The organism is Dactylosporangium sp. NPDC051485 (assembly GCF_040682015.1).
Taxonomy (GTDB): domain Bacteria; phylum Actinomycetota; class Actinomycetes; order Mycobacteriales; family Micromonosporaceae; genus Dactylosporangium.
Genome location: NZ_JBFAZW010000001.1, coordinates 26,383 through 51,661, shown reverse-complemented (window position 1 = coordinate 51,661; position 25,279 = coordinate 26,383). Strand labels below are relative to the sequence as shown.

The 25,279-nt window shown below is 69.9% G+C and carries 24 protein-coding genes; 3 read left to right on the top strand and 21 right to left on the bottom strand.

All coding sequences use genetic code 11. The annotated features are described in order from the left end of the window. Positions 1–9 precede the first annotated feature (9 nt). From AB0M46_RS00240 to AB0M46_RS00150, 19 genes are all read right to left on the bottom strand, one after another. Entirely contained in the window at positions 10–780 is a 771-nt protein-coding gene (locus AB0M46_RS00240; protein ID WP_363331961.1) for an SDR family oxidoreductase, read from the bottom strand. Then, on the bottom strand, positions 777–1,838 hold the full coding sequence (locus AB0M46_RS00235) for a hypothetical protein (RefSeq protein WP_363331960.1): 1,062 nt from the start codon (positions 1,836–1,838) through the stop codon (positions 777–779). The genes AB0M46_RS00240 and AB0M46_RS00235 overlap by 4 nt, the downstream gene beginning before the upstream one ends. After that, a complete protein-coding gene (locus tag AB0M46_RS00230) occupies positions 1,835–2,728 on the bottom strand; it encodes a TIM barrel protein (protein ID WP_363331959.1) in 894 nt (297 codons plus the stop codon). Before AB0M46_RS00230 ends, AB0M46_RS00235 begins: the two co-directional genes overlap by 4 nt. Positions 2,729–2,905: 177 nt before the next feature. Beyond that, positions 2,906–3,772, bottom strand: coding sequence for a hypothetical protein (locus tag AB0M46_RS00225; RefSeq protein ID WP_363331958.1), 867 nt, complete (start codon positions 3,770–3,772; stop codon positions 2,906–2,908). Further along, positions 3,769–4,611, bottom strand: a complete 843-nt coding sequence (locus AB0M46_RS00220) for a hypothetical protein (RefSeq protein WP_363331957.1) — start codon at positions 4,609–4,611, stop codon at positions 3,769–3,771. Before AB0M46_RS00220 ends, AB0M46_RS00225 begins: the two co-directional genes overlap by 4 nt. A 71-nt stretch (positions 4,612–4,682) precedes the next feature. Then, complete coding sequence (locus AB0M46_RS00215; RefSeq protein WP_363331956.1) at positions 4,683–5,174, bottom strand: hypothetical protein; 492 nt, start codon at positions 5,172–5,174, stop codon at positions 4,683–4,685. A 41-nt stretch (positions 5,175–5,215) separates the two neighbouring features. Then, positions 5,216–6,145 (bottom strand): SAM-dependent methyltransferase, encoded by a 930-nt coding sequence (locus tag AB0M46_RS00210; protein ID WP_363331955.1) that lies wholly within the window; start codon positions 6,143–6,145, stop codon positions 5,216–5,218. Next, the gene (locus AB0M46_RS00205; RefSeq protein ID WP_363331954.1) at positions 6,142–8,490 is read right to left on the bottom strand and encodes a hypothetical protein; all 2,349 of its coding nucleotides are present in this window, start codon (positions 8,488–8,490) and stop codon (positions 6,142–6,144) included. Before AB0M46_RS00205 ends, AB0M46_RS00210 begins: the two co-directional genes overlap by 4 nt. Next, positions 8,490–9,248 (bottom strand): hypothetical protein, encoded by a 759-nt coding sequence (locus tag AB0M46_RS00200; RefSeq protein WP_363331953.1) that lies wholly within the window; start codon positions 9,246–9,248, stop codon positions 8,490–8,492. The genes AB0M46_RS00205 and AB0M46_RS00200 overlap by 1 nt, the downstream gene beginning before the upstream one ends. Continuing rightward, positions 9,235–10,038: a hypothetical protein gene (locus AB0M46_RS00195; RefSeq protein WP_363331951.1), complete on the bottom strand. Its 804-nt coding sequence runs from the start codon at positions 10,036–10,038 to the stop codon at positions 9,235–9,237. The genes AB0M46_RS00200 and AB0M46_RS00195 overlap by 14 nt, the downstream gene beginning before the upstream one ends. A gap of 191 nt (positions 10,039–10,229) precedes the next feature. Further along, positions 10,230–11,312 (bottom strand): helix-turn-helix domain-containing protein, encoded by a 1,083-nt coding sequence (locus AB0M46_RS00190; protein ID WP_363331950.1) that lies wholly within the window; start codon positions 11,310–11,312, stop codon positions 10,230–10,232. Continuing rightward, positions 11,302–12,072: a hypothetical protein gene (locus AB0M46_RS00185; RefSeq protein ID WP_363331949.1), complete on the bottom strand. Its 771-nt coding sequence runs from the start codon at positions 12,070–12,072 to the stop codon at positions 11,302–11,304. Before AB0M46_RS00185 ends, AB0M46_RS00190 begins: the two co-directional genes overlap by 11 nt. Before the next feature lie 605 nt (positions 12,073–12,677). Beyond that, positions 12,678–13,388, bottom strand: coding sequence for a GPP34 family phosphoprotein (locus tag AB0M46_RS00180; protein WP_363331948.1), 711 nt, complete (start codon positions 13,386–13,388; stop codon positions 12,678–12,680). 6 nt (positions 13,389–13,394) lie between these two features. Beyond that, complete coding sequence (locus AB0M46_RS00175; protein WP_363332108.1) at positions 13,395–14,420, bottom strand: acetamidase/formamidase family protein; 1,026 nt, start codon at positions 14,418–14,420, stop codon at positions 13,395–13,397. Between the two features lie 50 nt (positions 14,421–14,470). Beyond that, positions 14,471–15,895, bottom strand: coding sequence for an APC family permease (locus AB0M46_RS00170; protein ID WP_363331947.1), 1,425 nt, complete (start codon positions 15,893–15,895; stop codon positions 14,471–14,473). Positions 15,896–16,055: 160 nt separating this feature from the next. Next, positions 16,056–16,526: a hypothetical protein gene (locus tag AB0M46_RS00165; protein WP_363331946.1), complete on the bottom strand. Its 471-nt coding sequence runs from the start codon at positions 16,524–16,526 to the stop codon at positions 16,056–16,058. Between the two features lie 200 nt (positions 16,527–16,726). Beyond that, on the bottom strand, positions 16,727–17,581 hold the full coding sequence (locus tag AB0M46_RS00160; RefSeq protein WP_363331945.1) for a helix-turn-helix transcriptional regulator: 855 nt from the start codon (positions 17,579–17,581) through the stop codon (positions 16,727–16,729). Positions 17,582–17,603: 22 nt separating this feature from the next. After that, positions 17,604–18,119 carry a DUF6879 family protein gene (locus tag AB0M46_RS00155; protein ID WP_363331944.1) on the bottom strand — a complete coding sequence of 172 codons (516 nt, stop codon included), beginning with the start codon at positions 18,117–18,119 and terminating at the stop codon, positions 17,604–17,606. Next, a complete protein-coding gene (locus AB0M46_RS00150; protein WP_363331943.1) occupies positions 18,094–18,321 on the bottom strand; it encodes a hypothetical protein in 228 nt (75 codons plus the stop codon). The genes AB0M46_RS00155 and AB0M46_RS00150 overlap by 26 nt, the downstream gene beginning before the upstream one ends. Before the next feature lie 303 nt (positions 18,322–18,624). Here AB0M46_RS00150 and AB0M46_RS00145 point away from each other — a divergent pair, with 303 nt between their 5' ends. Then, positions 18,625–20,109, top strand: a complete 1,485-nt coding sequence (locus AB0M46_RS00145; RefSeq protein ID WP_363331942.1) for a hypothetical protein — start codon at positions 18,625–18,627, stop codon at positions 20,107–20,109. Here the strand turns inward: AB0M46_RS00145 and cutA are convergent. Next, positions 20,096–20,440: a divalent-cation tolerance protein CutA gene (cutA, locus tag AB0M46_RS00140; RefSeq protein WP_363331941.1), complete on the bottom strand. Its 345-nt coding sequence runs from the start codon at positions 20,438–20,440 to the stop codon at positions 20,096–20,098. The genes AB0M46_RS00145 and cutA overlap by 14 nt on opposite strands. Before the next feature lie 425 nt (positions 20,441–20,865). On the opposite strand from cutA, the gene AB0M46_RS00135 reads away from it, so the two are divergent. After that, positions 20,866–22,197, top strand: coding sequence for a hypothetical protein (locus AB0M46_RS00135; RefSeq protein WP_363331940.1), 1,332 nt, complete (start codon positions 20,866–20,868; stop codon positions 22,195–22,197). A gap of 23 nt (positions 22,198–22,220) precedes the next feature. Continuing rightward, entirely contained in the window at positions 22,221–22,745 is a 525-nt protein-coding gene (locus AB0M46_RS00130) for a flavoprotein (RefSeq protein ID WP_363332107.1), read from the top strand. Between the two features lie 1,471 nt (positions 22,746–24,216). On the opposite strand, the gene AB0M46_RS00125 is transcribed toward AB0M46_RS00130, so the two are convergent. Beyond that, complete coding sequence (locus tag AB0M46_RS00125; protein ID WP_363331939.1) at positions 24,217–25,170, bottom strand: BTAD domain-containing putative transcriptional regulator; 954 nt, start codon at positions 25,168–25,170, stop codon at positions 24,217–24,219. Positions 25,171–25,279: the final 109 nt, after the last annotated feature.

Below are 25,279 nucleotides of genomic sequence, written 5' to 3'. Positions count from 1 at the left end.
GCAGCGATCCTACCGATCCGGCATGGCCACTCCCGGTACCGCCGGTGCGGCAGGCGCCCGTTCGGTGTCGGCCGGGCGCAGCTGCTGCACCAGCCCGCCGTCCAAGGGCAGGACCGCTCCGGTCGCCAGGTCGAAGCCGGGGCCGGCGAACCGCACGATCGCGTCGGCGACCTCCTCGACGGTGGCGTACCGGCCGCCGGGCACCAGCCGGACCAGCGCCTCGGCCATGGGTCCGTCAGCGGTGCTGCTGGCCGAGTCGGCGATCGGCCCGACCTGCACCGCCCGGGTCGTGACGCCCTGGCCTGCGTATTCCAGGGCGAAGCCGCGGGCGAGGCTCTCCACCCCGGCCTTCGCCGCGTCGTACCCGATCTTGTACCGGTGGGCCCTGGCCGCACCAAGCGAGCTGCAGAACGTGATCGATCCGGGGACGCCGAGCCGGATCACCACTTGCGCGAACGCCTGGGCCGCCGCGAACGCAGGATCGAGGTTGGCGGCGACGGCGGCACGGAACTGGTCGAGGGTGACGTAACCCAAGCGGGTGAGCTCACCGACGTCACCGGCGGCGACGAACACCTCGGCCCGGTCCGCGGCCACGAGATGGGGCTGCAGCAGCTCCCCAAACCGTGGAGCACGGCAGTCCTCCGCCACGGTGATGATCCCGGGTCCCGCGTCGATGGGCCGGGTATCGGCCAGCACGAGCCGGCCCGGTTCGGTCCGCAGCCGTGCGACCAGCGCTCGGCCGACGAACCCGTCCGCGCCGACCACGATCCTGACGATCATGCCGCCTCCGTCCCGATCCCAGCGGGCAGGACGATGCGTTGCAGGCCGACCCACCGCGGCACGAGCCGCATCTCGCGGACCTCGCCCCGGGTGGTGCTGCGCATCAGCGCGATCGTCTGGTCCTGGATGGCGCCGATCCTGTCCGGGTCGGCAATGACGGCTAGCCCCCGGCTGACCCGCCGGTGCGCCTCGGCCAGCCGCTCGGCTGGCGACGCCCGCCACCAGCGCCGGTCCGGGCCAGCGGCGTCGACCGACAGCGCGGAGTAGAAGTTCGGCAGCCGCAGCCACGGCCGCAGCACGATCCCGGTCGAGATCCGCACCGCACCCAGCTGCCGCAGCGCCTCCAGATCGGCGACCGCCCGATGCGCCACGCCGATCTGCGCGGCGTCGTCGATCGCGACCAACAGATCCACGTCCGACGACGCGCAGGGCTGCTTCACCGACAGCGGCGATTGCGACCCCTCCAGGAACACCGGCAGCCCATGCCGGGCCATGACCTCAGCGACCACGTCCAAGACGTCCAGGCCGACCACCCGCTCGACGGGTTCCACCGCGATGACGCACTCGAACGGTCCGATCCGAGTCACCCGGTAGTGGCTCGGGTCGGCGTACAGGGTCGCGTCGAAGGCGTGGAAGTCCTGCGCCATGCGCACCACGTCACCCAGCGGCCATGCCGCCTCGGTCGCCCGGTGCAACGCCACCCGCCGCTGCTGCGCCGACAGCGGCACCTCGAAGTGGTCCACGACCGCGGCCGGACGGCCCTGCTCGGCCGGGGCCCGCACGTCGAGGATCGTCGAGCCGTCCAACCCGTCCGCGGCCACCGAATACCCGCACCCGGGCGGGATCGACATGATGTCACCCGACCGGCACGACCGATAGTCCGGGCCGCCCGGCTGAAACAATGCGACCGAGACGACCCCCGACACGACGACGAGCAGATGACTGTCGCGCGGATCGCACAGCAGCTCGGTCCGCCTCCCAGCGGGAATCCGGGTGCCGCCGAAGGTGCCGGCCGCGTCGAGCGGCCAGCGACCGGCGTGGACCGGCGGCGGGATCATCGCCGCCCCGTTCGTGCGAGCCGGTCCAGGAACGCGATCCCGGCCAGGACTCGCTCAGCGCTGGCCGACGACGCCAGCTCCAGCACCAGCGGCATCGACGGTGCGCGCCGCGCCAGGATCGGGGAGAAGTCGTAGTAGCCCTCCCCGGGGGGGCGATGGTCGTCGACGCCGCCGCAGTCGTGCAGATGCATCCCAGCGAGCAGCTGCAGCGCGGCGTCCGCGGCGCCGTTGTCCCACACGCCGAGATGGCGCTGCGCGGCCTCATGGCCGGTGTCGTGCCAGTAACCCAGCGCCGGGGACCGGAACTCCTCCGCCAGCGCCACCACCCCGGCCGGGCTCGGCGCCTGATCATGTCGGTAGCGGTTCTCCAGGCATACCACCACGTCCTCGCCAGCCTCCGTCAGCAGCCGCTCCACGGTGCTGCGCAGCCGGTCCCGGACCGCCGTGGCGGCCTGCTCGACACCCTGCAGGTACGCGCCGCGCGCCTGCCGCGCTGCCCGACACTGCGGGCCGCCGGCATCGACCGCGTCGACCAGGGCGGTGAACAGCTCCCGCCGCTGGTAGCTGCCCAGGTGATACACCACATGCCGGATGCCGGCCTGCCGGGCGAACCGGATCGAGTCCACGGCATACGACACCGCCGCCGCCCGCCGCTGCGGATCATCGTCGAGGAACCAGTCACCCGGGTACTGACGGCTGGCGTCTGACCCGTCGGGGCACGGAGCGTGGACACTCACCGCCGTCAACCCGGACCCGGCGCCCTCGTCCCGCCACCAGTCGACGTCCGGACCGCTCATCCCGCACAGCTCGACCGCCGACACACCCAGCTCACGCACGCGCCGCACCGCAGCGCGGAAGCCGAGCTCGTGCACGCACCACCGCAACGACATCGCCCACACCAGATCACCGGCGACCCCGTTCGCAGCCGGAACGGCGGATGCGTCCGGTGGGGTCGCTGCTCGCGGTGCATGCGGTGCTCGCGCGAAGCGCGCTACCTGCTCGGTCATGGTCGAGCCTCCAATCGTGGCCAGTTGAACCCTGTCGACAATTCCGGGCCGAGCGATGCGTTACGCCCTGCCTTCCGCCGTGCTCCCGCCGGTTCCGGACGCTCGGCGGCGGGCCGCCGAGCGTCGTCGCACAGCCGTTGTAGCCCAGTGCGGCCGGTCCTGGCGGCCGAAGCGGCGCCGGTCCTGGACCCACACGCGGGACGGCGTTTCGCCTTGATGCCACCAGCCGAGAAACTCCCGCCTAGCGGCCGAGACATGTGTGGTGAACGATCCGCGCGGGCGTTGCAACGCCTCGGCGGCGCGGCCATAGTCGTCGTGGACGGCCAACGCCAGCAGCAGGCGCTGATAGGTCGGGGTCAGCAGCGGCCAGATCTGGGCCAGGGCGAGCCGGTCGACCACCCGGTCTTCCGGGCTGGGTGTCGCGCGGGTCTGCGGCCACCAATACCGCCAGAAGTTGACCATTGTGGCGTCACCGTCGATCACCCCCGCCCGCCCGATGCCGTGCGTGCGCCACTCGTCCTCCACCCGTGCCCGCAGACCGTTCCACCCTGCCCGGATCAGGTCACCCGAGCGAGGTGCCTCGTCGGCGGCATACAGGCACTCCACGATGGCCGACCACGCCGTTTCGAGCCGCTCCGCGAACGGCAGACTCTGATGAAACACATCCCGGGACACCGCCGCTCTCGCCAGCCGATTGATCCCGCCCAGCGTGTAGCCGTGCCGCAGGTCGACGTCGCCCGGCGGAACCGACGGCAGCGCACCCCCCATCCGCGGCCCAGGCTCGCCCGCGATCCGGTCAGCGGCAGCAGCACCCGGCTCCCGCTTGCACGCAGAACGCCCCATGCCCGCTACAGCCTCCGCGCCGGCCGTTGCCGCGTCGAAGGCCAGGCTGTCCGATGATCCCGCCCGCGTGATCTGGCCCATCACTGCGGGCCGATCATGCGAGGGAGTCGGACGGCCCAAGTCTCGCCGGAACCGTCGGGGAAACGCTGGAGCCGCGGGAGGCCGTTGTCGGGGTCGCAGCGTGCACTGTGCAGCACGTCGGTACGGATGCGAGGAACACCATTGCGGGTGTCGGTGTGCGTGATGACGGCGAGGCGCCCGGTGGTGGTGAACCACAAGTCGATGCTCACCGGCGTGCCGTCGCCGAAACGGGCGCCGATCATCGGCTCGCCCAGGCCGGCGCCGCCCTGGCCGAGGATCGTGCTGCTAGGCAACGTCGCGAGGAGGCGCAGGACCGCCCGCCGCTGCGGCGCATCGAGGACGCGCAGGCTGGCCAGGTCGGCCACGACCGCGGCCTGCATGGCGGCGGAGCTGCCTGACCCGGCGGTCGCCTCCGTGACGGCGGCGGCGAGCGCGCGCGGGTCGTCGGGCAGCGGCTCAGCGATGCCGGCCAACAACTGCCCGGCGGTGAAGACGGTTCGGGTCCAACCCCCGCCGGAGGTGCTCGTACCGAAACGCGAGTGTTCTAGGAGCAACCCCGAACCGTCAGGGTGCAGCACCCTGACGACGGTGACGGTGCCGACCCGGTCACCGTCGGCGCCGAATGTGGTGCGGCGCAGGGTGGTGCAGCTGTCGGCGCCGGCCTGCTGATCGGCGCTGGTGGCCGTCGAGTGCTGGGCGAGGTCGAGAAGCAACGCGGGCGCGGTCAGGTACGTCCGTGGCGGGAGGATGCTCAACGCCATCCGCTGCTGGAATGGTCGTCCCGGCGTGATGCTGACGGGTACCGCAGCGAGGATCGTCATGGCCAGACACGCCGCGCTCACCCGGACCACGGTCCCGGGCCTGATCCAGTGGCCACGACGTCCGGCGGCCAGGCGGGGCGATCGTCGGATGTTCATCGATGCTCACTGGGCCTGGTGGTGGGCGAGCCGAGGAGCCGGGCGCAGCGCTGCCGGTGCAAGACCCGTTCGGCAGCGCCGACGGTGAGGTACCGGCGGTAGGCGGCGTGGAGCGGGCTGTGAGGATCAGCGAGAGACAGGTCGGCCTCGGCGATGAGGTGATCGGCTTCCCTGATGCGTTGGCAGGCGGTGAGCATGCCAGCCAGGCGCAACGCCAGCAGCTGCGATGCCGGACTGGTGCAACTGTGCCCGGCTGTCCAGGCCCGCCAGACAGCGGTTGCCTGCCGGACAGCGTCGCCACAGCAGCCGACGGCATGGAGTCGCGCTGCGCGGGCGAGCCGGGCCTGGAGCAGCACGTCGCTGTCGTACTCGAGGAATGTCCGCGACGGCGCCCCATGTGCGGCGTCAGGTGCGGCGAACCGGCTTGCCAGCGCATCGCCGCCCACCGCGACCTGAGGGTGCCGGATAAGGGTGAGACGTTGCTGCACCAAACGTCGTGTCGCAGCGTGGTCCGGGGTGCGGGGCGGGATCACGGGCGGACCCCCTGCGGCTGTGGACCGGTGACCGGCTGACCGGCGTGTTGTGCGGGCCTGGTATTGCGGTTGTGGGCGGGGGCGCGCGGCGCGGACGGGGTTCGGGCGATCACCGCGTATCCGGCGGCCTCCGCCGGGTCGGCGAGCGGCTCGCTGTCGGTGTTGAGGTCGGGCCGCCAGTGGCTGATGGGTACCAGGCCGGGCGGGACCAGGGTGAGGCCGTCGACGAGTCCGGCGACCTGGTTGAAGGTGCGGGCTTGGAAGGTCCCGTGCTGGCCGGGCGGCAGCGCGTCGAGCTTCGCGCGAACCTCGGCGGGCAGCGGGTCGAAGGTGGTGTGCGAAATCGCGACGTAACTGCCTGGCGGCAACCCGTCGAGCAGGGCCCGGACGAGCTCGGCCGGGCGCTCGTCGTCGGGGATGAAATGCAGCACGGCCAACATCAGCAAACCGACGGGTCGGTCGTGGTCGAGGCCGCGCAGCGCGGAGCTGGTGAGGATGCCCTCGGGGTCGCGGAGGTCGGCTTCGAGGTAGTCAACGGGAGCGCAGCCCTCGCCGGCGGTGAGCAAGGCACGGGCGTGGACCATCACGTTCGGGTCGTGGTCGACGTAGACGACGCGGGTGCCCGGCGCGTACTGGTGCGCGATGTCGTGCACGTTCGGTGCTTTGGGGATGCCGACACCGATGTCGACAAGCTGGCGGATACCGGCCTCGGCGACGAGGTACCGTACGCAACGAGGCATACAACGGCGCAGCTCCTGAACCGCGACACGGATATCCGGGAACGCTTCCGCGAGGGCCGCGGCGGAGGCACGGTCATCGTGGAAGTTGTCTTTGCCGCCGAGCAGGAAGTCGTAGCGGGACGCGGTACGGGGACCGTCCGGCAGGACGTACGGGCCGGCGGGCTGGTCTGGCCTGAAGGAAGTCATGGTGTGTCCTGGAAGACGGCGACGCGGAACAAGATGGTATCGGTGTGCGCCGGGATGCCCTGGAGGGCCAACGCGATTGGCACGTCGATGTGTTCGTGTTCGGTGAGGCAGGGGTCGGTGGCGTGGTAGGCGGTGCGGTGGCGGTCGCTGCGGTGGAGGAATCCGCGGTTGGCGCGCTGCCATCGCCGTTCGCGTTCCTCAGCGCCGGCGCTGATTCCTGTGGTGGTGTCGTGGGCGCCGTAGGTGATCGAGGCCCGTGTCATGACGGCGACGGCCTGTTCGTGCTGGTGGCAGTCGCCGAGATGGTGCACGAGGCCGGTGCCGGCGATCAGGCCGGTCAGCCGCTGCTCGGGGTCGGCCGGATCGAGGTGTTCCAGGGTGTCGTGCCAGGCCGCGATGGCATGTTCGCGGGCTTCGTCGCAGTGCCCGGCGGCGTGCAGCGCAGCGGCCAGCTCGAACTGGGCGCTGATGGCGGCGGGAGCGTCGCCGCGGTCGACGCAGTGCTCGATGGCCTCGGCGGCGGCTGCGATCGCCTCCGCGTGCTCGCCGTGCAGTGTCGCCGCGCGCACGAACATGGAAATGAGCGCGGTCCAGCCGGTGGTGCGGTCGGGGTCGAGGAGATCGGCGGCGTGTCGGGCGTAGCGGCCCCACGGCAGGACGGACTCGTCGGGTTCGTCCGGGAAGTGTTCCACGGCGTTGGTGAGGTGACACAGGGCCACCTTGGCCAGACCCGACGATGGTGGGCTGGTCGCGGGGTCGTTTGCGGCGAGGTGCTGCCGGACGGCGGTCACCGCCTCGTCGAGGCGTTGCTGGTCGTACAGCTGCATGATGTGGCGCAGCGCCCGCTCGTGCGGGATGTTTGCTGCGGCGGCGAGGTTCCGGGTGCACCGTTCGTGGGCGCAGGCCGTATCGGGGTGGAACGTGCCGGTGTGGTCGAGCATGGTCAGCAGCGAGTCCTCGAATACCACCAGCCAGGCGGCCAGAACCTCGTTTTGGTCGTTGAAGTACGCACCGTCGAACGCCGAGTCGTAGCTGAGGGTGTCGAGGTCGTGGTGGCGGTGGCAGCCGTCGAACATCGCGGAGACGGTCATGAAGTGCGTGACGCCGGTGACGTCGCGGTCGGTGTCGACCGCTGCGTAGGCGGTGAGCGCGGCGGCGGCCTCGGTGAGCGCGTCGTCGCAGAACCCGGCGCGATGCAGCCGCTGCGCCAGCTGCAGCCGGACGGCGACGACGTCGGCGACCCCGCCGCGGCCGGTGAGCGCGGCGACGGCGGCGCGGCATGCGTCGATCCCGGTCTGTGCGTAGCCGTGCCGGTCGGCGACGGCGAGGACGAGCCGCGTCGCGACGGTGATGTGCTCGACGCTGCTGCCGGGAACGGCGAGGGTGCCGCGGTGGGCGTATCCCGCCCAGGCCGCAGCATCGGCGTTGTGTTGCGTGTCGGCCTCGGGGAAGAGCACGAACCGGGACGCAATCCTGATCAGCGCGACGTCGGGTTCGGCGGCTGCCGGGTCACACCTGGACAGCAGCGCGGCGTAAAATCGAGCGCCGAGCGCGTTGCCGCGGGCGGACGGGCAGTCCAGCCGGGTGCACGGTTCTCCGGCGTGGTGCTGTTGGGCGTGGGCTTGGAATGACGGCGGCAGGATGCTGAGCAGGTCGTCGCAGTCGGCCCCGAACGACAGCAGCGCCACGGCCTCCACTACGGCTGGATGACCGCCGAGCCGGGCCGCGAGTGCTGTGGCGGCGTCGTGGCGGTGGCAGGATTCCAGCGCCATGTAGACGTTGAGAGTGGCGCTGATGTCGTCTGACGTGGCTTCCGGGCTGGCGTCGAAGGTCGGTTCGATCGCGGCGAGCCCTTCGTCGGCGGCCTCGGCGCAGCGGCCGATCGCCAGCAGTTCCGAGGCCAGCCAGCAGTGCCGCTGCCGGGCGCGGGTGGTGTCGCCGCGCGCGGCGGCGACCTGGATCGCCTCACGCCGCACGACCAGCGCGTCCTCACGCAGGCCGGCCCACAGCAGCGTATGGGTGAGTACGTCCACACCCACCTGCAGCGTGTCCAGATCGGGACCGGCTGCGTGCAGCTGGTGCGCGGCGGCGTAGGCCCAGCGGGCCCACGCCAGCGGCTCGGGGACGGCGGCCGGGTCGGCGTTGACCGCCTTGACGTACCAGCCGACCGCGTCGACGAGGTCCTCGTGCGGGGTGGCGGTCTGCGGGTTTTCGTGCCGCAGGTAGGTCTTCACCATGAGCGACGCGGCCTCGGCGGCCCGGCCGCTGTCGAGCAGCTGCTCGGCCCGGGCGAGGGCACGGCGGCCGGTCAGCTGGAGCCGCACCGGGCGGCGGGAGCGGGCCATCAACGCACCCCGTCCTGGCCGGTTGTGGCCGTTGCCGTGGAGTTCTGGCGGGTGCAGACCGGACGATGCTGGATGATCGTCACGGGAATCGTGACGGCGAACGCGTTGTAGCCGGCCTTCGTTGGATCAGCGTCGCTCGGCGGGGTGAACTGGGCCGCGCTGCGAACGGCGACGGCCTCATCGAACCGGTGGCAGGCGATGAGCATGGTGACGAACTGCAACATGATCCACAGCGTGTCGAGGCTGGCCGGGTCGTGGCGGCTGATCCACGCTTGCCAGGCGCCCCGGGCCTGCCGGATGGCGTCGTCGCAGCGGCCGGCGGCGTGAAGCTGGTAGGCCAGCTCGATCCGCTGGGTCAGGTGGGCGTCGATGTTGCCGTGGTCGAGGTGCACCTGGATCAGGTCCCGGCGGACGCGGTTGGCGTCGTCGAACCGGCCGCGGACGTACAGCACGGCGGCCAGGTTGTCCATCGCCATGAGGGTGGTGACATGGTCCGGTCCGTAGCGGGCGCGTGCCGCCCGGTGTGCGTAGCTGGCCCAGGCCACGTCGTCGGGCACGAGGCCCGGGGTCGGTTCGGCGAGCCGCGAGTACCGCATCGCCGCATCGATGAGCAACTCGTCCGGTGGCGCTGTGGCCGGATCGAGCCCGCGGAGAACTTCGGCCAGCACCGCGGCGGCCGGTCCGTCTGCGTCGATGTCAGCGAGCAGCCCAGCAAAGATGATGCTGTCGTCCCGGTCACTCTGCTCAGCGGTGGTCATGCGCGCACACCATCCCCGTAGGCGTTGCGCTAGACGGTGAACCAAGCCGATCCGCAGCGGGCGCTTCGTTCGAACAGTCGGCGAGGTGGTGGGCGGGTGTGAAGGTCCGCGAGCGCGGCCGTGCCCGCGGATCGTCGTTCGGGGCGTGGGCCGCCGCCGCACCATGCGTCGCGTTATCGCCGCCCGTTGCCGGCACGGGGGTGGTCGGGTCGGCGACCATGCGGGCGTACAGGTCGTCGTCCATCCAGCCGAAGAACTGCCGAGTCAGGCAGCCGGGGCAGGCGCGGGGCTGGTCCAGGAAGGCGCAGGCGACGTTGCTGGTCAGGGTGAGTCCGACCCCGCGGCCGTTGCCGGCGTAGATGTTCGCGGTCAGACTGGCCTGCTGTACGGGGCATGGCCAAGGCGTCGCGCAAGTGGCGCAGCACCAGTCCGGTTGCCGCGGCTGATGCGCCGCCATCAACTGCACGGAGGTGGGATCGGTACGGGAGATCGGCAGCAGCAGCACCGTCGACGGCACCGTGTGCTCCTCGTCGGCTGTGCCCAGCGGACCTCTGCCGGCGGGTGCCGGTGCCGGGATGAGGGTGGTGTGACCGGCGATGATCCGCACGGACAGGGCGGTGTCTGCGCCGGGCAGCACTCCGAGCAGCGCTGCGGCGACCCTGCCGTCGCCGATCGCGTCCGCGACCTCGCGGGCGATCTGCCGTTCGCCGTCCGGCGTCTGGTCACTGCCGGCCGAGAGCGCCTCGATCGGGACGGCGTACTGCATCGTCACCGAGATGGCGGCGACCACCTCGCGGGCGGCTTGGGCGGTCATGGCGAGTCGCTCCGTTCGTGCGAGTTGATGGGATGCGGGACGTACTGCCGCCCGTGCCGGTCCGGCCGGCGACCGGCCTGCTGCCCGGTGGCGGTCCTCGCCGTGCAGGGTTGCGGCGCGTCGCACGACGGCCCGGCGCGGCGGGCGGGTCATGTCCATGCGCACCGTCATGTCCGGCACCCGTCCTGCGGGAGCGACGCCGCGGCACCGGGCGCCGATGGTGTGAGCTGCCCCGCCGAGCCGGGCGCGGACCTGGCGGCTGGACATGCCGGGTGGTCGCAAACCTGACCGGGATGCCAGGTGGCGGCGTGCTCGACTGGCTCCTGTTGCCACGCCGCGGCCAGGTGCGCGTAGCCGGGGATGCTGCGCAGGTCACCGCGGACGTTTTCCGGTGTGGTCGGGGCAGCGGTGTGGGCGGCCAGGTCGTGCTGGTGGCAGCCGTGCTGGATCGCGGCGACCGACCGCAGCAGCGCCGCCGCGTCACCGTCGAGGATCGGCTGGCGTTCGGTGATCACTTCGAGCAGGGCGGCGGCTTCGTGCAGTGCCTGCTGGCATTGCCCGGCGTCGTGCAGTGTCCGGGCGAGATGCAGCCGGTGTAGATCGGTGCTGCTGCGGTCAGCGGGGAGCAACGCGATGTGTTCCCGTTCGATCAGGATCGCCGCGGCCCGGTCGCCGGCCACGTCGAGCGCGTTGGCGTAGGTCTCCACCGCAATAGCGATGCGGAGGTGACCGGTCGGGAAGACACGGCGGCTGTTGCGGTACGCATATCGCGCCCACGGCAGCACCGCATCCACGTCGCTCCCGTCGGCTGTCGCGGCGTAGACGATGGCCGCCTCGACCAGGCACTCCTCCGGCCGGACCGTCTCCGGATCGAACGGGGACAGCGCATCGGCGAGCAGTTGCCCGGCTGGGTCTGGACGATTCTGCGCGAGGTGGTCTTCCGCGGTTTCCACCGCTGCCCAGATCCCGGCCCGGACCCGGTGGTCGAACCGCCCGCCGGCTCGGTGGTCGGGCTCGGCGCCGGGGCGTTTGCGGCTGCCGCCGCGGGGCCGCATCGTGACCTGCGCCAGGACGAGGGCCTGATGCACGGTGCCGTAGCCGCAGTGCAGGTCGACGGCGATCCCGCGAACCGACCGGCCGTCGCGGTAGCGGGCGGCGATATCAGCACTAACCTCGTCGGAGCGCCACCATCCGCGTTCCCGTGCGGCGGGGGCCGGCTGGGGTCTGCTGGTGGCTGTGTCAGTCGTCATGGTGGTCGTTTCCGTTGGTCGTCGGACAGTCGGGTCGGTGCGGTGGACGTTCGCTGGTGAACCCGAACCCCTCTGGCTCGCTGGCAGTGGTGCCAGTGCGGCGAGGCGGGTGCCCGGAGCCGCGGTGCGGGTCTGCGCGGATGCCGGTCATGAGTTGGTCGGCGAGGCAGCCGGGGCAGCGGTCTGGCTGGTCGTGCATGAGCTGGATCAGGCAGTGGTCGAGGAGCAGCCCGACGCCGGCCCGGCCGCCACTGTTGACAGCGGCTCGGAGTTGGGCGCGGCGCGTCTGGCAAGGCCACACCTGGCCGCATACACGGCACAGCCAGGTCGGCCGGACCGGCTCGTGGTCCCACCACTGCGGTGGCCACCACCCCTGGCTCGTTGCGCTGTCAGGCGCAGCTCGCTGGATGGGCAGCAGCAGCAGCGGCAGCGGTGCTTCCGGCGGCGTGCTTGGCGCTGCTGTCGCCCGGTTCACCGGCGGCGATGTCATGTCCGGTAGGGGGCCTCCGGTGGTGACGACCCCGTCGAGGACGCGCACGGTTCCACCGGCGGGCTGCCATGCCGGCAGGGCCTCATCGAGGGCGTCGGTGATCCGGCCGGTGGTGATGGCGGTGAAGAAGTAGCCGGCGACGTGCTGTGCGACGTCGGCCGTCGCAGCTGGGGCGAGGTCGTGGGCTATCGCCCAGGCCGCGGCTGGGACCTCGAAGAGCAGCGTGACCGCGACCGACACGGTGGTCTGGGGTGGAACGGCGGCGTTCACGCCTACAGCTCCCTTGCGAGGCAGTCCAGCGGTCGCCCGCGGCCGTGGCCGGACCTGTGGAGGTCGGGGCGGTCAGCCGCTCGGGCGAGCGGGGAGGAGCGCGCGGGCGCAAGGTCGAGATCGTGGTTGGTGGCCATGGCGTCCTCCGGCGTCGTCTGCGGTCTGGCGGTGCAGGGGTTCGGCCCGTCCGGCTCGGATCTGGCGGCCGGGCCGGACCCCTGCATGTGCGCTGGTGCGTTGGTCGAGGGTGGTATCCGACATGCGGTGGTTCGGCACGGGCGCCGAAACACACGCGTAGTGCTGTTGTTCTCGTCAAGCCCGGCCCGCGGCTGTGGGCTCGGTGCCGGGCGCGGCGAGGGGTGCGGGGTGGTCCGGCATCCCTGGGAGGCTCGGAGCCGAACCACCCCGCGTGGACGGCGGGCAACACTCGGCGGTGGAGGCGCACCGCCGCCCGTCCGGAGCCCGGCCGCTGCCGGTCGGCAGTCCGGCCGGGCATCCAGTGCTGACCTTGCGGCGCTGCCTCCCGCGACGAGACCGGTTGCCTGGTCGCAGACGAAGGCTGCACAGCGCCCCCGCCGCTGAACCCGTGACCGTTGGCGCTACGGCTATCCGTAGACCGCTACGGCCGCTTCAGCGACGAGCTCATCGGTGGCCTCGATGATCTCCCGCACGCCCGAGTAGCCCTCGCCGACGCGTTGGACCATCTCGGTGAGCAGCGCGGGGATGTCGAGACCGGAGCCGTCGAGGTATAGCTCCGACACCAGGTCCAGGGCACGAACCATGCCGCCGAGCGCGTCGGTCTGCCAGTCCGGCTTGGTGAACCCGGTTAGAACGCTGCTCAACCGGCCGCGGACCCTGGCGATGACCCGGTCGTCGGTCGGCGGGAAGGTCCGCACCTTGGTCCCGACGATCCGGCGGCGTACGGCTTCCCGGACCAGGTCCCCGGCGACCAGCCCGGCCAGGGTCCGTTCGTAGGCGGCGACGGCGAGCTCCCGGATCGCGTCGCGGACCTTCAGGTACTGATGTTCCGCGTCGTGCGCGGCCGGTGGGGGCCGGTGCGCCTGCAGAACCCGCAGGGCCCAGTCGGCGACCGGGTCGCCGGTCAGCTGCCACGTCCGCACCAGCACGGACCCGTAGACGATCTGCACATGGGCTGTCGGGGCGGCCAGGTCGGCGAGGATCGCACCGGCCAGCGCCATGGACAGAGCCCGGTGATGGGCGAGCGGCTCGCCGGCCTCGTTGTGGGTCAGGAAGTACAGCTCCACCCGCAGCGGGTGCCGGATCGTGGCTGCGGGTTCGCCGAGTGCCCGAGTCATCGTCGCTCACCGCATCGTCCCGAACGCCGTCCCGGGCGGCGTCTCAAGGACGTCGGCGGGCACAGTCCGGCCCACGTCCCTCAGCCGCCGGTGGACGCCGCCGTAGCCGGTCACACCATGCAGCACGGCGGTGTCGACGGCGGCGTGCATCGTGTAGTTCGGGTCGCAAACGTTACCGGGCGCGGCCCGGCCGGCCTGCGAGACGAGCTGGTAGGCGTCCAGGACGTCCAGTCCGGTCAGCTGCGCGGCCCACAGGACCAGGTCGTGGTAGCCGCCGCGGAAGGCGTCTTCTAGGGGCCGGGCCACGCCGATCGAGATCAGCTGATGGTCGGTCTCGATGCGCGGCACCGGCGTCAGCGTGTCCTTGAGGACCTCGACGACGACGGTGACGTGCATCGCCGTCTCCACCGCGACCCCGCACACCTCGCCCTGCCCCTGCCGGGCGTGGCCGTCGCCGAGGGAGAACATTGCACCCGGCACGTTAACCGGCAGATAGAGTGTGGTCCCGGCCCGCAGTTCCGGGGTGTCGAGGTTCCCGCCGTGCAGGTCGGGCACGATGCTGGAGCGGACCTCGCCGCCGGGTGGGGCGACCCCGACGGTGCCGAGCATCGGATCGAGGGGCAGTTCCACCGTGTAGTCGCTGTGCCGGGCTCGGTAGCGCACGATGCCGGCCGTGGTGTCGATGTCGTACTGCCAGACGCGTTCCGGCAGCGGCTCGTGCAGCATCGCCGTGGCGTGCGTGCGGGTCAGGGCGCCGAAGTGCGGGAAGACCGCGGACATGCCCCAGTCGCGGGCCGGTCGGATCGCCGCGAAGTGCAGCGCGAGGGTGTCGCCGGGCATCGCGCCGGGCACCTGGAATGGGCCGGTGACGGGGTTGAACCGGCCCTGGCACACCTTGGACGGCAGGTCGTCGATGGACAGCACCGCACCGCCGAAGCAGTCCTCCGTGCTGGTGAGCAGCACCTGACCGGGCAGCACCTCTGCGATCGGGTCCCGCCCGCCGAACACATAGGTCAGATCCGGCTCCGTCATCAGGTGCTCGACAACCGTCGGACCGGTCACCGTGCTGTGCCCGGCGGTGGTCATGCCGCCTCCTTCGACGCCGACGTGCTCATCCCCGACAGCGTCGGGCGGCGCCCGGCCGCGTACAGGCCGATCAGGACGAGGACACCGATGACGATCCAGATCAGCGCGAGGCGCTGCGCGGCGACGTTGGCGTTGATCACTACGTACATGAGGACCGCGAACCCGGCCGCCGGCAGTAGCAGATGCGCCCACAGGTTCCGCGACTTGTTCCGGACCATGTAGTGCCAGACCACGGCGACGTGCAGGACCAGGAACGCGCACAGCGCCCCGAAGTTGATCAGCGATGAGAGCAGTTCGATGCCGTCGGACCGCCAGGCCATGTACAGACCGATCGCCACGGACAGCACGGCGGTCAGCACGATCGCGTTCGCGGGGACGCCGTGCTTGATCGACACCTTGCGCAGGAACTTCGGCAGCTGCCGGTCCCGTGCCATCGCGAACAGCAGCCGCGACGTGGCGACCTGCGCGACCATCGAGTTCGCTACACCCCACGCGATAGCCGTCGCGACCGCGGTCAGCACCTTGAGCCAGGCACCACCCGCGACCGCAGCCGCGTCATAGAACGCCACCCCGTTCGGGTCGCCGTTGGCCAGCAGCCCGGCCGGGTCCGGGACCAGCAGCGACGCGGCCCAGGTCTGCGCGATGAACAGCAGCCCGGCCAGGCCGAGGGCGGCGATCATCGCCTTGCCGATCTGCCCGGCGCCGCCGCGGTTCTCCTCCGCGAGCATGCTGATGCCGTCGAAGCCGAGGAACGACAGCACCGCCACCGACACCGACCCGAACACCACCACCGCGCTGAACGTCGCCGGGTTGTACAACGGTGCGAACACCGAGCCGTGGCCCTTGCCCTCCAGCAGGGCGATCCCGGCGGCGACCAGGAAGATGACCAGCACGACCGCTTCCAGGGCCAGCATGACCATCGTGAAACGGGCGGTCATCTTGATCCCGCGGACGTTGACGAACGAGTTGAACGCCACGAACCCGATCAGCCACGCCCACACCGGGACAGCGGGGACGGTGGCGTTCATCGCCACCGACGCGATCAGATACAGCAGACTCGGCACCAGCAGGTAATCCAGCAGGATCGCCCACCCGGCCAGGAACCCCACCGGCGGCGCGATGCCCCGGCCCGCGTAGTTGTAGACGCTCCCTGCGAGGGGGAACGCCTTCACCATCTGGGCGTAGGACGCCGCCGTGAACAGCATCGCGATCATGCCGACCACGTACGCCAAGGCCACCATGCCGCCGGACGAGGCGTAGACGGAGCCGAAGATGCCCATCGGGGCAATCGGCACCATGAACACCAGCCCGTACACCACGAGGTCGCGGAACCCGAGGGTCCGCCGCAACTCCGGCCGGTACCCACTGCCCTGCACCGGCGCCCCGTCCGCCGGCACCGGTACTCGCTGTGTTGTACTCACGTCGCTTGTCCTCCCAATCGACTTCGTGAACCACCGACCGGCCGCCGGTGGGCATGACCCATCCGCGCGTCACCGCCTGACGCGCTGATGCCGTGTTGTGTGAGCTGTGAAATCTGGCCGCCGCCATCAGCCTGCGCAGTGACGGCGGCCAGAAGCCTTGCTAGATCCTCCAGACGAACACCAGGTCGTCAGCGCTATTGCCGATGCGAACCGCGACGAACAGAGCGCGGACGATCCGCGAAAGCTCCTCAGGACTGATGTCGGTCGCCAAGATTGCCGACTCGGCCTCGACCCGATCACGGATGAGCCGTTCGACCAGTGCGGCGTCGACCTCGGCCCGCTGGCAACCGCACAGGAACACGTACCGCCGTCGGCCTTCCGGGCTCCACGACAGTTGCAGGGGTCGGTCGCACCCGTCGCACACCAGCAGCGACCCGAGCGCCGGGGCGTTGAGCCAACCGGTGGACCGGGAAACGCCGGTACCTGGTCCCGTAAGCCGCTGCTCCGCCGCGTTGGTAGGCCATGGACGAGCCGCAGCATCCGATTCTCTGCGGCCCGCTTCGGATGCAGGACGGCTGGCCGTCAACATCGATACCTCCAGCGGGGACGGGCTGACGGGTTCGTCCGCCATCGATCTTCATTGCAGAGCCATCGTGGCGTCGTCGACCGGCATCACCTATACGTCCTTCGAGTAGCACCCGGAGTAACGGACGATCGATGTATAAAGCCTGGTGGCCGAACTGCGACAACGAATGCCGTTTCACTGCTTCAGCACGCTATGGCGACGGAAAGATCAACCTCAACGAGTGTGCTTGAAGTTGCTCGAACGCTTCACGACAGGTCGTCGAGCGCGGTGATCGCGGATGCAATCAAGGTCCGAGCCGCAGCGCCAAAGACTGCCTGCCCTGCCAGCGAGTCGAACGCATGGACGTACATGGCGATCTCCCGTGGCTGCGTGATCGTCAGAAATCCGGAGATCAGCTCGACCGTGACGCGCTCTTCGTCGAAGATCCAGAATCCTTCGACCGGGCGGAGTGCTCGGCTGTGCCCGAACGGGATGATCCCGAGACTGACCGACGGCAATGAGCCGACGGTCAGAAGGTGGCCGAGCTGGCCGGCCATGACGTCGACTTCGGCGATGCCGGCGCGGAGCACAGACTCCTCGATGACGACGGCGAAGCGGTGGTCGCCTTCAGTGAGCACGCGTTGGCGGTGCATGCGGACTGCGACGGCTTCGTCGATGTCGTCGGGCACGTTGCGTCGGGCGGCGGTCGCCGTCAAGATCGCCGCGGTGTATCCGGCGGTCTGCAGCAGCCCCGGGACGAGCCACGACTCATACGCCCGGAAGATCCGAGTCCGGTCGAACAGCGGAGTCACGGACTCCTGAGCAAGGCGGAGACCGGTGCGTTCCAGCCGCCGCCACTCGACGAACATCCCCTCGACAGCCTTCAGGGAGGCGATCAGGTCGGCGCTTTGGTCTGTTGCGGTGCAGTGCACGCACCAGACGCGGATGTCGTCGGGGGTCGGCGTGGTCGTGCCGTGCTCGATCTTGCTCACCTTCGTGCGGTGCCATCCGGCCAGGTCGGCCAGGCGCCGGCCGGTGAGGCCCGCGTCATTGCGGATCTCACGCAGCCGGCTGCCCAGGGCCTGTTTGGCTTGTTGGACGCTGGAGGACGGCGATGGCACCGGAGGCTGCTGGTTGGTGAGGTTAGTTCGGCCGGTAGTCGGTGTGCGGGATGGCCCGCTCCCACACTGCTTGGAATGCGTCGCTGCACAGCTTGACCAGCGCCGGATCGTCGGTGATCTCGTGGCCTGCCGACTCACCGTCGCCGGTGAAGTGGACCCACAGCACCGTGTGGTGGTCGAACATCCAGAAGTCGTTGCCCGGCAGGGCAAGGTCGGATGCCTGCCGGCGCGGCAGCCACCGGACGTCTTCACCGGCGGCAAGGTTGAGGTCCGGGGTGATGGCGTGCTCGAAGCGGATGTAGTCGCTGATCGGCTCGCTGACGATCCGGGCTCGCTGCACAACGGCGCCGCGTTCGGTCACCGGTGCAAGCAATTCACGCCACTGCGGCCAGACAGCGTGCGGGTCGACGTGCTCGCCGGCCTGCCAGCTTCGGTAGGCGTGGTGGCTGGTGGAGTAGCCGTCCCGAGTTTCGAGGTGCAGTGCTGACCGCTGGGTCGCACGCAGCAGCTCGTCAAACGTCGGCGGCTGCGCTGTCACCGTGCACCTCCGGAAAGAACTGCATCATCCGCTTGGGAATCTCAAGGACGGTTTCGTGGTCCGGGATCTCACCGATTTCGGCGAGCGTCGCCGCATCAGCGATCTTCCACCCTTGGATCACGTAACTGTGGCCATTGTCCCAAATCGTCGGCGAGTCGCTGACGGGACTGTCGGGGTCCTTGCCCAGGAACCGTAGCGTCACGGGGGTCTCCTTCGCTCGGGTCGTGCTCGGAGTTGCTCGAACGAGTTTCAACGACCCCCGCGGAGATCACAAGGCGCAGCACGTCGGTAGCGGCGAGTTAACGACGGAACGCCGGGCGCGCGTTGTTCCTGCCCGTCACAGCCATCCATCACGGCCGAGCGGCTCCGGCGACATAGATCAACGCCTAGCCGGGGCCGCATACGCGGGCAACGGTTGTAGCCCGGCGTATGTACGCACCGTGTCCAGGTCGATTACGCTCGTCGACGTACCGCTACAGCTCCGACACAGGCGGAGGTCGATGGCATGGCTTCACCGGATACGCACCGGTGCGCCCGCTGCCGCGCCTTGCTCGCCCGCGACAATGCCGGCCCGGTTTGCGGCCCCTGCGGTGCACATGTCGCCGCACCAGCCGAAGCCCCGAGCCGCTCGGACGAGTTCTGGAATCATCCGTCCCTGCAGGGCGCCGGGCACACCGAAGACATGGGGCAGGTCTGCCGCGCCTACCGCTACCACCCGGACAATCGGCTCCCCGACGGGCGGCCCGTGCCGCAGGAGTGGATCGCATCGTGGCTGGAGCTCTCCCAAGCGCAGATCTGCCGCATCGAGCGCGGCACCAGCCGCGTCCGCACGCCCGAGAAGCTGCAGCGCTGGGCGCGAGCGCTCAAGATGCCGCCCTCGTATACATGGTTTCCCACCGACGCGAGCGACGTATCGGACCCTGGCCGCATCGCCGGTACCGTCGAAACGGACAGCCACGGCGAGGAGGAACCAGTGAAACGACGCAGCATTGTAACACTCCCGCTCGCTGTTGGTGTGGCCGCAACCGGCCTCGGCGTCGACGTCGAGCAACCGTGGAACCGCATCGCCAGAATCCTTGCCGGCCGAGCACCACTCGACGAACAGGCGATAGCCCTCCTTGAGGATCGCACCGCCGACTTTTTCCGCCGCGAGGAACTCGTCCCAAACCGGAGACTCGCTGCGGGCCTACGGACGCACATTCAACGCTTGACCACGATCGTTGCGGACCAGCAGCCACCGTCGACTCTGCGCCGTCAGCTGCTGTCCACAACCGGTGAAGCGCTCGTGCTCTACGGCTGGATCGCCTTCGACCTGGGCGACCAGCCGACCGCGCAACGGTTCTATGACCTCGCCGAGAACGCTGCACGCGACGCCGGCGACGGACCGCTGCACGCGTGCGTCCTCGCGTACCGCAGCTACCTCGCCGAAGCCCGCGCCGCACACCCGCAGGCCCTCGAACAGCTTCGCACCGCACAAACGCTCATCAACGCGAAGACGAGCCTGACGACCGGCGCCTGGCTCGCCGCCCGGGAAGCCGAGGTAGCAGCTCGACTCCCACGCGAGCACGCATCAGCGGAACGCGCGCTGACACGAGCCGCTGGCGCGTATGCCACAGCGCGACCGGCCATCGAGCGCAGCTGGACCAGCTTCCTCAACCCCAGCCGGCTCGGCAGCATCGCCATCACGACCTACACCCGGCTCGACCACCCCGACCTCGACGCCACAACCAACGCGGTCATTGCCGGTCTCGAACCCGGCGACGAGAAGCTGCACGCCATCGTCCTGGCCGACGTGGCCACCGCCGCACTCCACCGCAGGCAATATGACAACGCCGCCACCTACGCCACGAGTGCGTTGACCGCAACCCTCACCCACGACGTCCTCATGGGCAGACAGCGCCTACAGCGCGTCCAGCGCGAGGCCGCGCAGCTCACGCACGTGCCCGCCATGCGGCAACTACACGAGCTGCTAGCCACTAGCCTCCACTAGTCCCCGCCCGGCCGGTTGCCTCCACATCGATCCAGTCGAGATACGCCCGGCTGCCCGAATCGATCGCCACACTGACGACCTCGGGCACCTCGTACGGATGCGCGGTCCTGACAAACGCCTCCAACTCCGCGAACCGGTCAGCCGACGTCTTGAACACGATCAGCCACTCATCCGTGACCCGCACCTCGCCCCGCCACCAATAGGTACTGGACATCGGGCCCAGAACCTGTGCGCAGGCAGCCAGCCGTGCCTCGACTACCGCCCGACCCAACCGCTGAGCCTGCTCCAGCGAATCAATCGCCGTCGTCACCTGCCGATACGCCGAACCCACGCCCGACCGCCTCCCTCGACCCAAGCAGCAGCCCCGCGCACCGGGGCCAGCTCCACCCTATTGGGCCGTCATGGCGTAACCGTGACGCGATCACGGCGGACGGCGGATGGCTACCCGACCCGTTGATCTTTAGACGATCGGCCTCCAGGTCGACGATCGTGGTGCGCCTAGGTGTACGTCACTGGGAGATATCGGTAGGCTCCCCTGCGTATCGCAGTCCTCCGAAGTGGGTGGGGGTTGATCGCGTGGACTTCCCGAGCGGGCGTGGATGCGCCCGTTGCCACGCCGGTCTTGCCCGGGACAACCCCGGGCCGTATTGCAGCGTGTGCGGACCGGCCGTCATCAGCGAGCGGGAGCAGCCACCCGACGTCCCCCCGGATTTCTGGGACTACCCATCCATCCGGGGCGCCGCTCACGAGCGGCACATGGGCCACATGATCGCCGGGTTCCGCACCCACCCGTACCATGACACCCCGATCACCCAAGCTGCCGTCGCCGGCTGGGCACACCTCACCCAGGCCCAGATCAGCCGCCTCGAACGCCAACCCACCGACCGCCAACCCATCGACCGGCTCATCTTCTGGGCCCAGCTGCTGCACATACCACCAGCACTGCTGTGGTTCACGCTGCCTAACAATCCCCAGGCATCGACGAGCGAGCACGATATTCCTGCCGGCGCTCGCCCGGGACCGATATTCCCAACACGATTGGCGGCCCGACTAGACCGCCTCTACGTTGACAAGGGAACAACCTCGGATCACCTCACGGCGGAGGACAACGACACCATGCGCCGCCGCACCGTCCTTGCCGGCCTGATAGGCGCCCTCTCCTCGCCGTACGGATCTTTAGCGCAAGCATCACCGAGCGAGACAACCGATCTCGATCAGATCGAGGCGCAGGTAGCAAAGGTCCGCCGCGGTTACCAACACGGCCGCTACGAGAACGCCCTACGGCAGTTGCCTACCGTCTTAGCGGCTCTTGCCGGCGCACAAGCCGAGTCACGTGAACCGCGGATTGCCGAGTTGGCCGCCCAGGCATATCAAGTTGCCAGCGGACTCTGCTTGAAGTCAGATGATGTTGCGCTGTCAGCGGTGGCCGCAGACCGCAGCATGGCAGCGGCCGAGAACAGCGGTGAGCCGCTCGTCATCGCCAGTAGCGTGCGCGCTGTGGTACACAGTTTGCTCGCCGGTGGCCATCCGGCACGAGCGGCCAACCTTGCAGCGGTCGCAGCTGACCGACTCGCCGCGGATGCCGGGCTGAACTCCAAGCCCGCGCTTTCGGTGCACGGCGCTCTTCTTTTGCGTGGCGCCGTCGCTGCTGCCCATGCTGAAGATCGAGACCTCGCCGGCGCGTTGCTCGACGAGGCAGCCGCATCCGCAGCTCATCTCGGCCATGACGGCAACGCTTGTTGGACGGCATTCGGTCCGACAAACGTCCTCGTACATCGAGTCGCCGTCGCCGTCGAACTCGGCGACGCTGGCACCGCCGTCGATCTCGCCGAAACCGTTAATCTCAAAGCGATCGCCGTGCCGGAACGCCAAGCCATGCTAATGCTGGATACCGCCAGAGCCCTGACGCAATGGGGCAAGTGCCAGCGGGCGCTGGACGCTATCCGGACGGCCGAGGCATTTGCGCCCGAAGAAGTCCGGAGCCGTCGCTCGGTGCATCAGTTGATCAATGAGCTCGGCCGCCGATGCCCGGATCCCTTGCGGCGCCAAGTCCAGGACTACGCCCGCGCCGTTGGAGCCGCCGCGTGAGCGGACCTCAGCCAGGCTCAACGCTGTGCATCGTGGTTTGCGGCGCTGGTCCCGCGCCGCACGTGGGAACATTGGTCGAGCTGGCCCAGACGGCCGGCTGGTCCGCTCGCGTGGTCGCGACGCCCGCCGCGATGGGATTTGTTGACGTCAACGCGCTCAGCGCCATATGTGGCGCCAAGGTCCGCGATGACTATCGGCCGTCCGGCACGACAAGATCAAGAGCTCCGGACGCTCTCATCGTGGCGCCAGCCAGCTATAACACCATCAACAAGCTGGCGTTAGGTATTAACGACACCTACGCCCTGAACGTCGTCACAGAAGCGATCGGACGAGGCACCCCAGTCGTCATCCTCCCGTTCGTCAACTCAGCCCTAGCCTCAAGACACCCGTTTATCCGATCGGTAGCGTCGCTGCGCGCCGAGGGTGTGCGAGTCCTCTTCGGATCAGGCGAGTGGGTGCCTCACCCGCCGGGAACTGGCGACGAGCAGATCACCGCGTTCCCATGGCACCTAGCCCTAGCCGCGCTCTCATCACCCCGGGCTGCTTAGCTAGTTTTAAACCTTTTCGATAGGTTTGGTGCTTGCTGTCTGGTTCCGGTGTTCGGCTTTCCCGACGGGTGGATGAGCGGCGACGTGCTTGTTGCGGGACCCGGGTGGGCGGCCTGGTCCTGGCCGGGTGGGTTTCGGTGCGCCGGCAGGGACGGGGAGTTTCGCGCGTAGGTGACGAAATCCGCGCCGGACCCGGGCCGGAGTCAGCCGGCCCGGTGTTGCCTAGATGATCGATTCTAAGGGATACGGGGCCGCAGACAGGCGCGAGGGCATCCATGATCGACGTTGCCTAGGCAACGAGACCATGGAGGCCCCGTGCACGTCGATCTGGACACCCTCGCGACCGCACTGTACGTCAGGATCGACGACGACTTGAAGGCGTCCCCGCAGCTCAATCGGTGGCGGCCGAAGGTCGGGATTGCCCCGAAGATCACCGATGCCGAGCTGATCACCGTGTCGGTGATGCAGGCACTGCGGGGCTATCACAACGAGAGCTGCACGGACAGAGCGGGCCCTGGGGCCGCACCACGTCGCGATGGGCTGCGCGGAAGGCCCGCTCGGGCTATTGGGCCGATTGCTCTCCGCATAGATGTTGGAGAGGATGCGGACACACAACTACCCCTGAGCGGAGGATGTAAATCTTGTCGAATGGCAACGCACGATGGTGCCCGACATGCAAAGGCAAAGGATCTTTTTACGGCAACAGAGAGGGCGGTGGCTCAAAGCACTGCTGGGATTGCGGCGGGACGGGGTGGGTGAATACGGTGACTGGCGAGCCTGTCGGGACGCCAGTGCCGCTGGCCAACCAAGGTTGTCTGCTGATCATCGGGGTTCCCGCGATCACTGCTCTGGTATCGCTCTATCTCGCTCGCCATGGGGTCGCCTAGCTCCTCGCTGCGGCTGACACACCCGGGCGGGCGGACACGGTGGCGGTGATCGGGACGGCGTTAATGGCGAAGGCAGTCGGGTTGGGTGCGCGGCCGATCGCGGCGGCGGCCGGCCGCCCGTTGAGGACGGTGAGGGGGTTGGCTGCGGCGGGTGGCCGGCCGGGCCGAGCGGTTGCGGGTCTGGTTCACCCGGGTGCTGGTAGCGGTCTCGGCGGATCCGGTGATGCCGGAGCCGGCCGGGTCGGTCTTCGCCGATGCGGTCGCGGCGGTGACGGCGGCGGCTCACGCGGTCGCCGGCCGGTTCGCCGTGCCCATGGTGACGCCGTGGCCGATCGTGGCCGCGATGTCGCAGAGCCGTCTGCTTTCGCCGGGCGGGCCTACGGAGTGGATCAACACGAGTTCGCGCCGGTTGAGCCACGATGCCGCCAGGTCGTGCGCCCGAGTCAGGAGACGATCAGCCTCGGTGCCGTATGCTTGGCAGGCGCTCCCAGTGCGGGGAATGTCGGTAGCACTGAGCACCAGATGCAGGGACCCGAGGGTCGATTCCCGGATCAAACGGTGCGATCCGGGCGGAAATTTGTAGGTTAGTTTCCTGGGTTCGGCTTGCCCACGCCCGCGGTGCCCGCGATCGCGGTCACCACGACCGGTCCGCCGCCGGCGGTCGCCTCCGGCAGCATCGCGTCGAGCCGGTGCAGCTCGGCGTCCCGCCCGACGAACCCGGCCACGTCTGCCGGCAGCTCGGCCGGGGTGGGTGGCCGGGCCGGCACCCCGAGCGAAGGCTGCGGTGCGGGCGCGGGCCCGAGGTCACGGAGGATCCGGCCGTGCAGCTGCTGCAGCTGGGCGCCCGGCTCCAGGCCGAACGAGTCCCGCAGGGTCCGGCGCAGCTGCTCGTAGCAGTCCAGGGCGGCCACCCGGCGGCCCTCGCGGTGCAGCGCCGTCATGAGCTGCCCGCGCAGCCGCTCGCGCAGCGGGTGCTCGGCCACGAGCTGGGTCAGCTCGGCGATGCGCTCGTGGTGGCGCCCCGCGGCCAGCTCGGCCTCCATGAGCTCCTCGGTGGCGGTCAGCCGCAGCTCGTCCAGCGGGTCGGTGACCCGCCGGCGTAACCAGGGGCCGGCCACGTCGGCCAGCGCCGGGCCGCGCCACAGCCGCAGCGCGGTGCGCAGGAACGCGGCCGCCCGGTCCGGGTGCTCGGCCGATCGGCCGCGGGCCACCAGCATCCGGAAGCGCGCCACGTCCACCTGCTCGGGGGCGACCTCGAGGGCGTAGCTGTCGCCCTTGGTCACCAGCCGCACCCCGTGCGCGGCCGCGTCGGCGCCGTTGAGGTGCCCGCGCAGCCGGGCCACCACCACGTGCAGCGCGGCGCGCGGATCCGGCGGCGGCTCGCCCTCCCAGATCAGCTCGGCCAGCCGCTCGTTGTGGATCGGCCGGCCGCCCTCCAACAGGAGCAACGCCAGCAGACAGCGCTCCTGGCGCCAGCCGAGTTTGATCGGCCGGCCGGCCACGTCCGCTTCGACCGCGCCGAGTAACCGAAACTGCACGATCGAACCCTATCGCTGGATCGCAAGGCGCGGCGGGTCGAGATCGTTCGAGGAACGCGGGCCGCAAGGCAACCGCAAGGAGGTCCGGCACCGCGCCGCAACCGGTCCG

What these genes read in the sequence shown, in the direction of transcription:
- AB0M46_RS00240 (WP_363331961.1), bottom strand. Translation starts at nt 780, where the DNA reads ATGATCGTCAGGATCGTGGTCGGCGCGGACGGGTTCGTCGGCCGAGCG.
- AB0M46_RS00190 (WP_363331950.1), bottom strand. Translation starts at nt 11,312, where the DNA reads ATGACGACTGACACAGCCACCAGCAGACCCCAGCCGGCCCCCGCCGCA.
- AB0M46_RS00235 (WP_363331960.1), bottom strand. Translation starts at nt 1,838, where the DNA reads ATGATCCCGCCGCCGGTCCACGCCGGTCGCTGGCCGCTCGACGCGGCC.
- AB0M46_RS00210 (WP_363331955.1), bottom strand. Translation starts at nt 6,145, where the DNA reads ATGACTTCCTTCAGGCCAGACCAGCCCGCCGGCCCGTACGTCCTGCCG.
- AB0M46_RS00145 (WP_363331942.1), top strand. Translation starts at nt 18,625, where the DNA reads ATGGCTTCACCGGATACGCACCGGTGCGCCCGCTGCCGCGCCTTGCTC.
- AB0M46_RS00230 (WP_363331959.1), bottom strand. Translation starts at nt 2,728, where the DNA reads ATGTCGTTGCGGTGGTGCGTGCACGAGCTCGGCTTCCGCGCTGCGGTG.
- AB0M46_RS00200 (WP_363331953.1), bottom strand. Translation starts at nt 9,248, where the DNA reads ATGACCACCGCTGAGCAGAGTGACCGGGACGACAGCATCATCTTTGCT.
- AB0M46_RS00180 (WP_363331948.1), bottom strand. Translation starts at nt 13,388, where the DNA reads ATGACTCGGGCACTCGGCGAACCCGCAGCCACGATCCGGCACCCGCTG.
- AB0M46_RS00175 (WP_363332108.1), bottom strand. Translation starts at nt 14,420, where the DNA reads ATGACGGAGCCGGATCTGACCTATGTGTTCGGCGGGCGGGACCCGATC.
- AB0M46_RS00135 (WP_363331940.1), top strand. Translation starts at nt 20,866, where the DNA reads ATGGGCCACATGATCGCCGGGTTCCGCACCCACCCGTACCATGACACC.
- AB0M46_RS00205 (WP_363331954.1), bottom strand. Translation starts at nt 8,490, where the DNA reads ATGGCCCGCTCCCGCCGCCCGGTGCGGCTCCAGCTGACCGGCCGCCGT.
- AB0M46_RS00165 (WP_363331946.1), bottom strand. Translation starts at nt 16,526, where the DNA reads ATGGCGGACGAACCCGTCAGCCCGTCCCCGCTGGAGGTATCGATGTTG.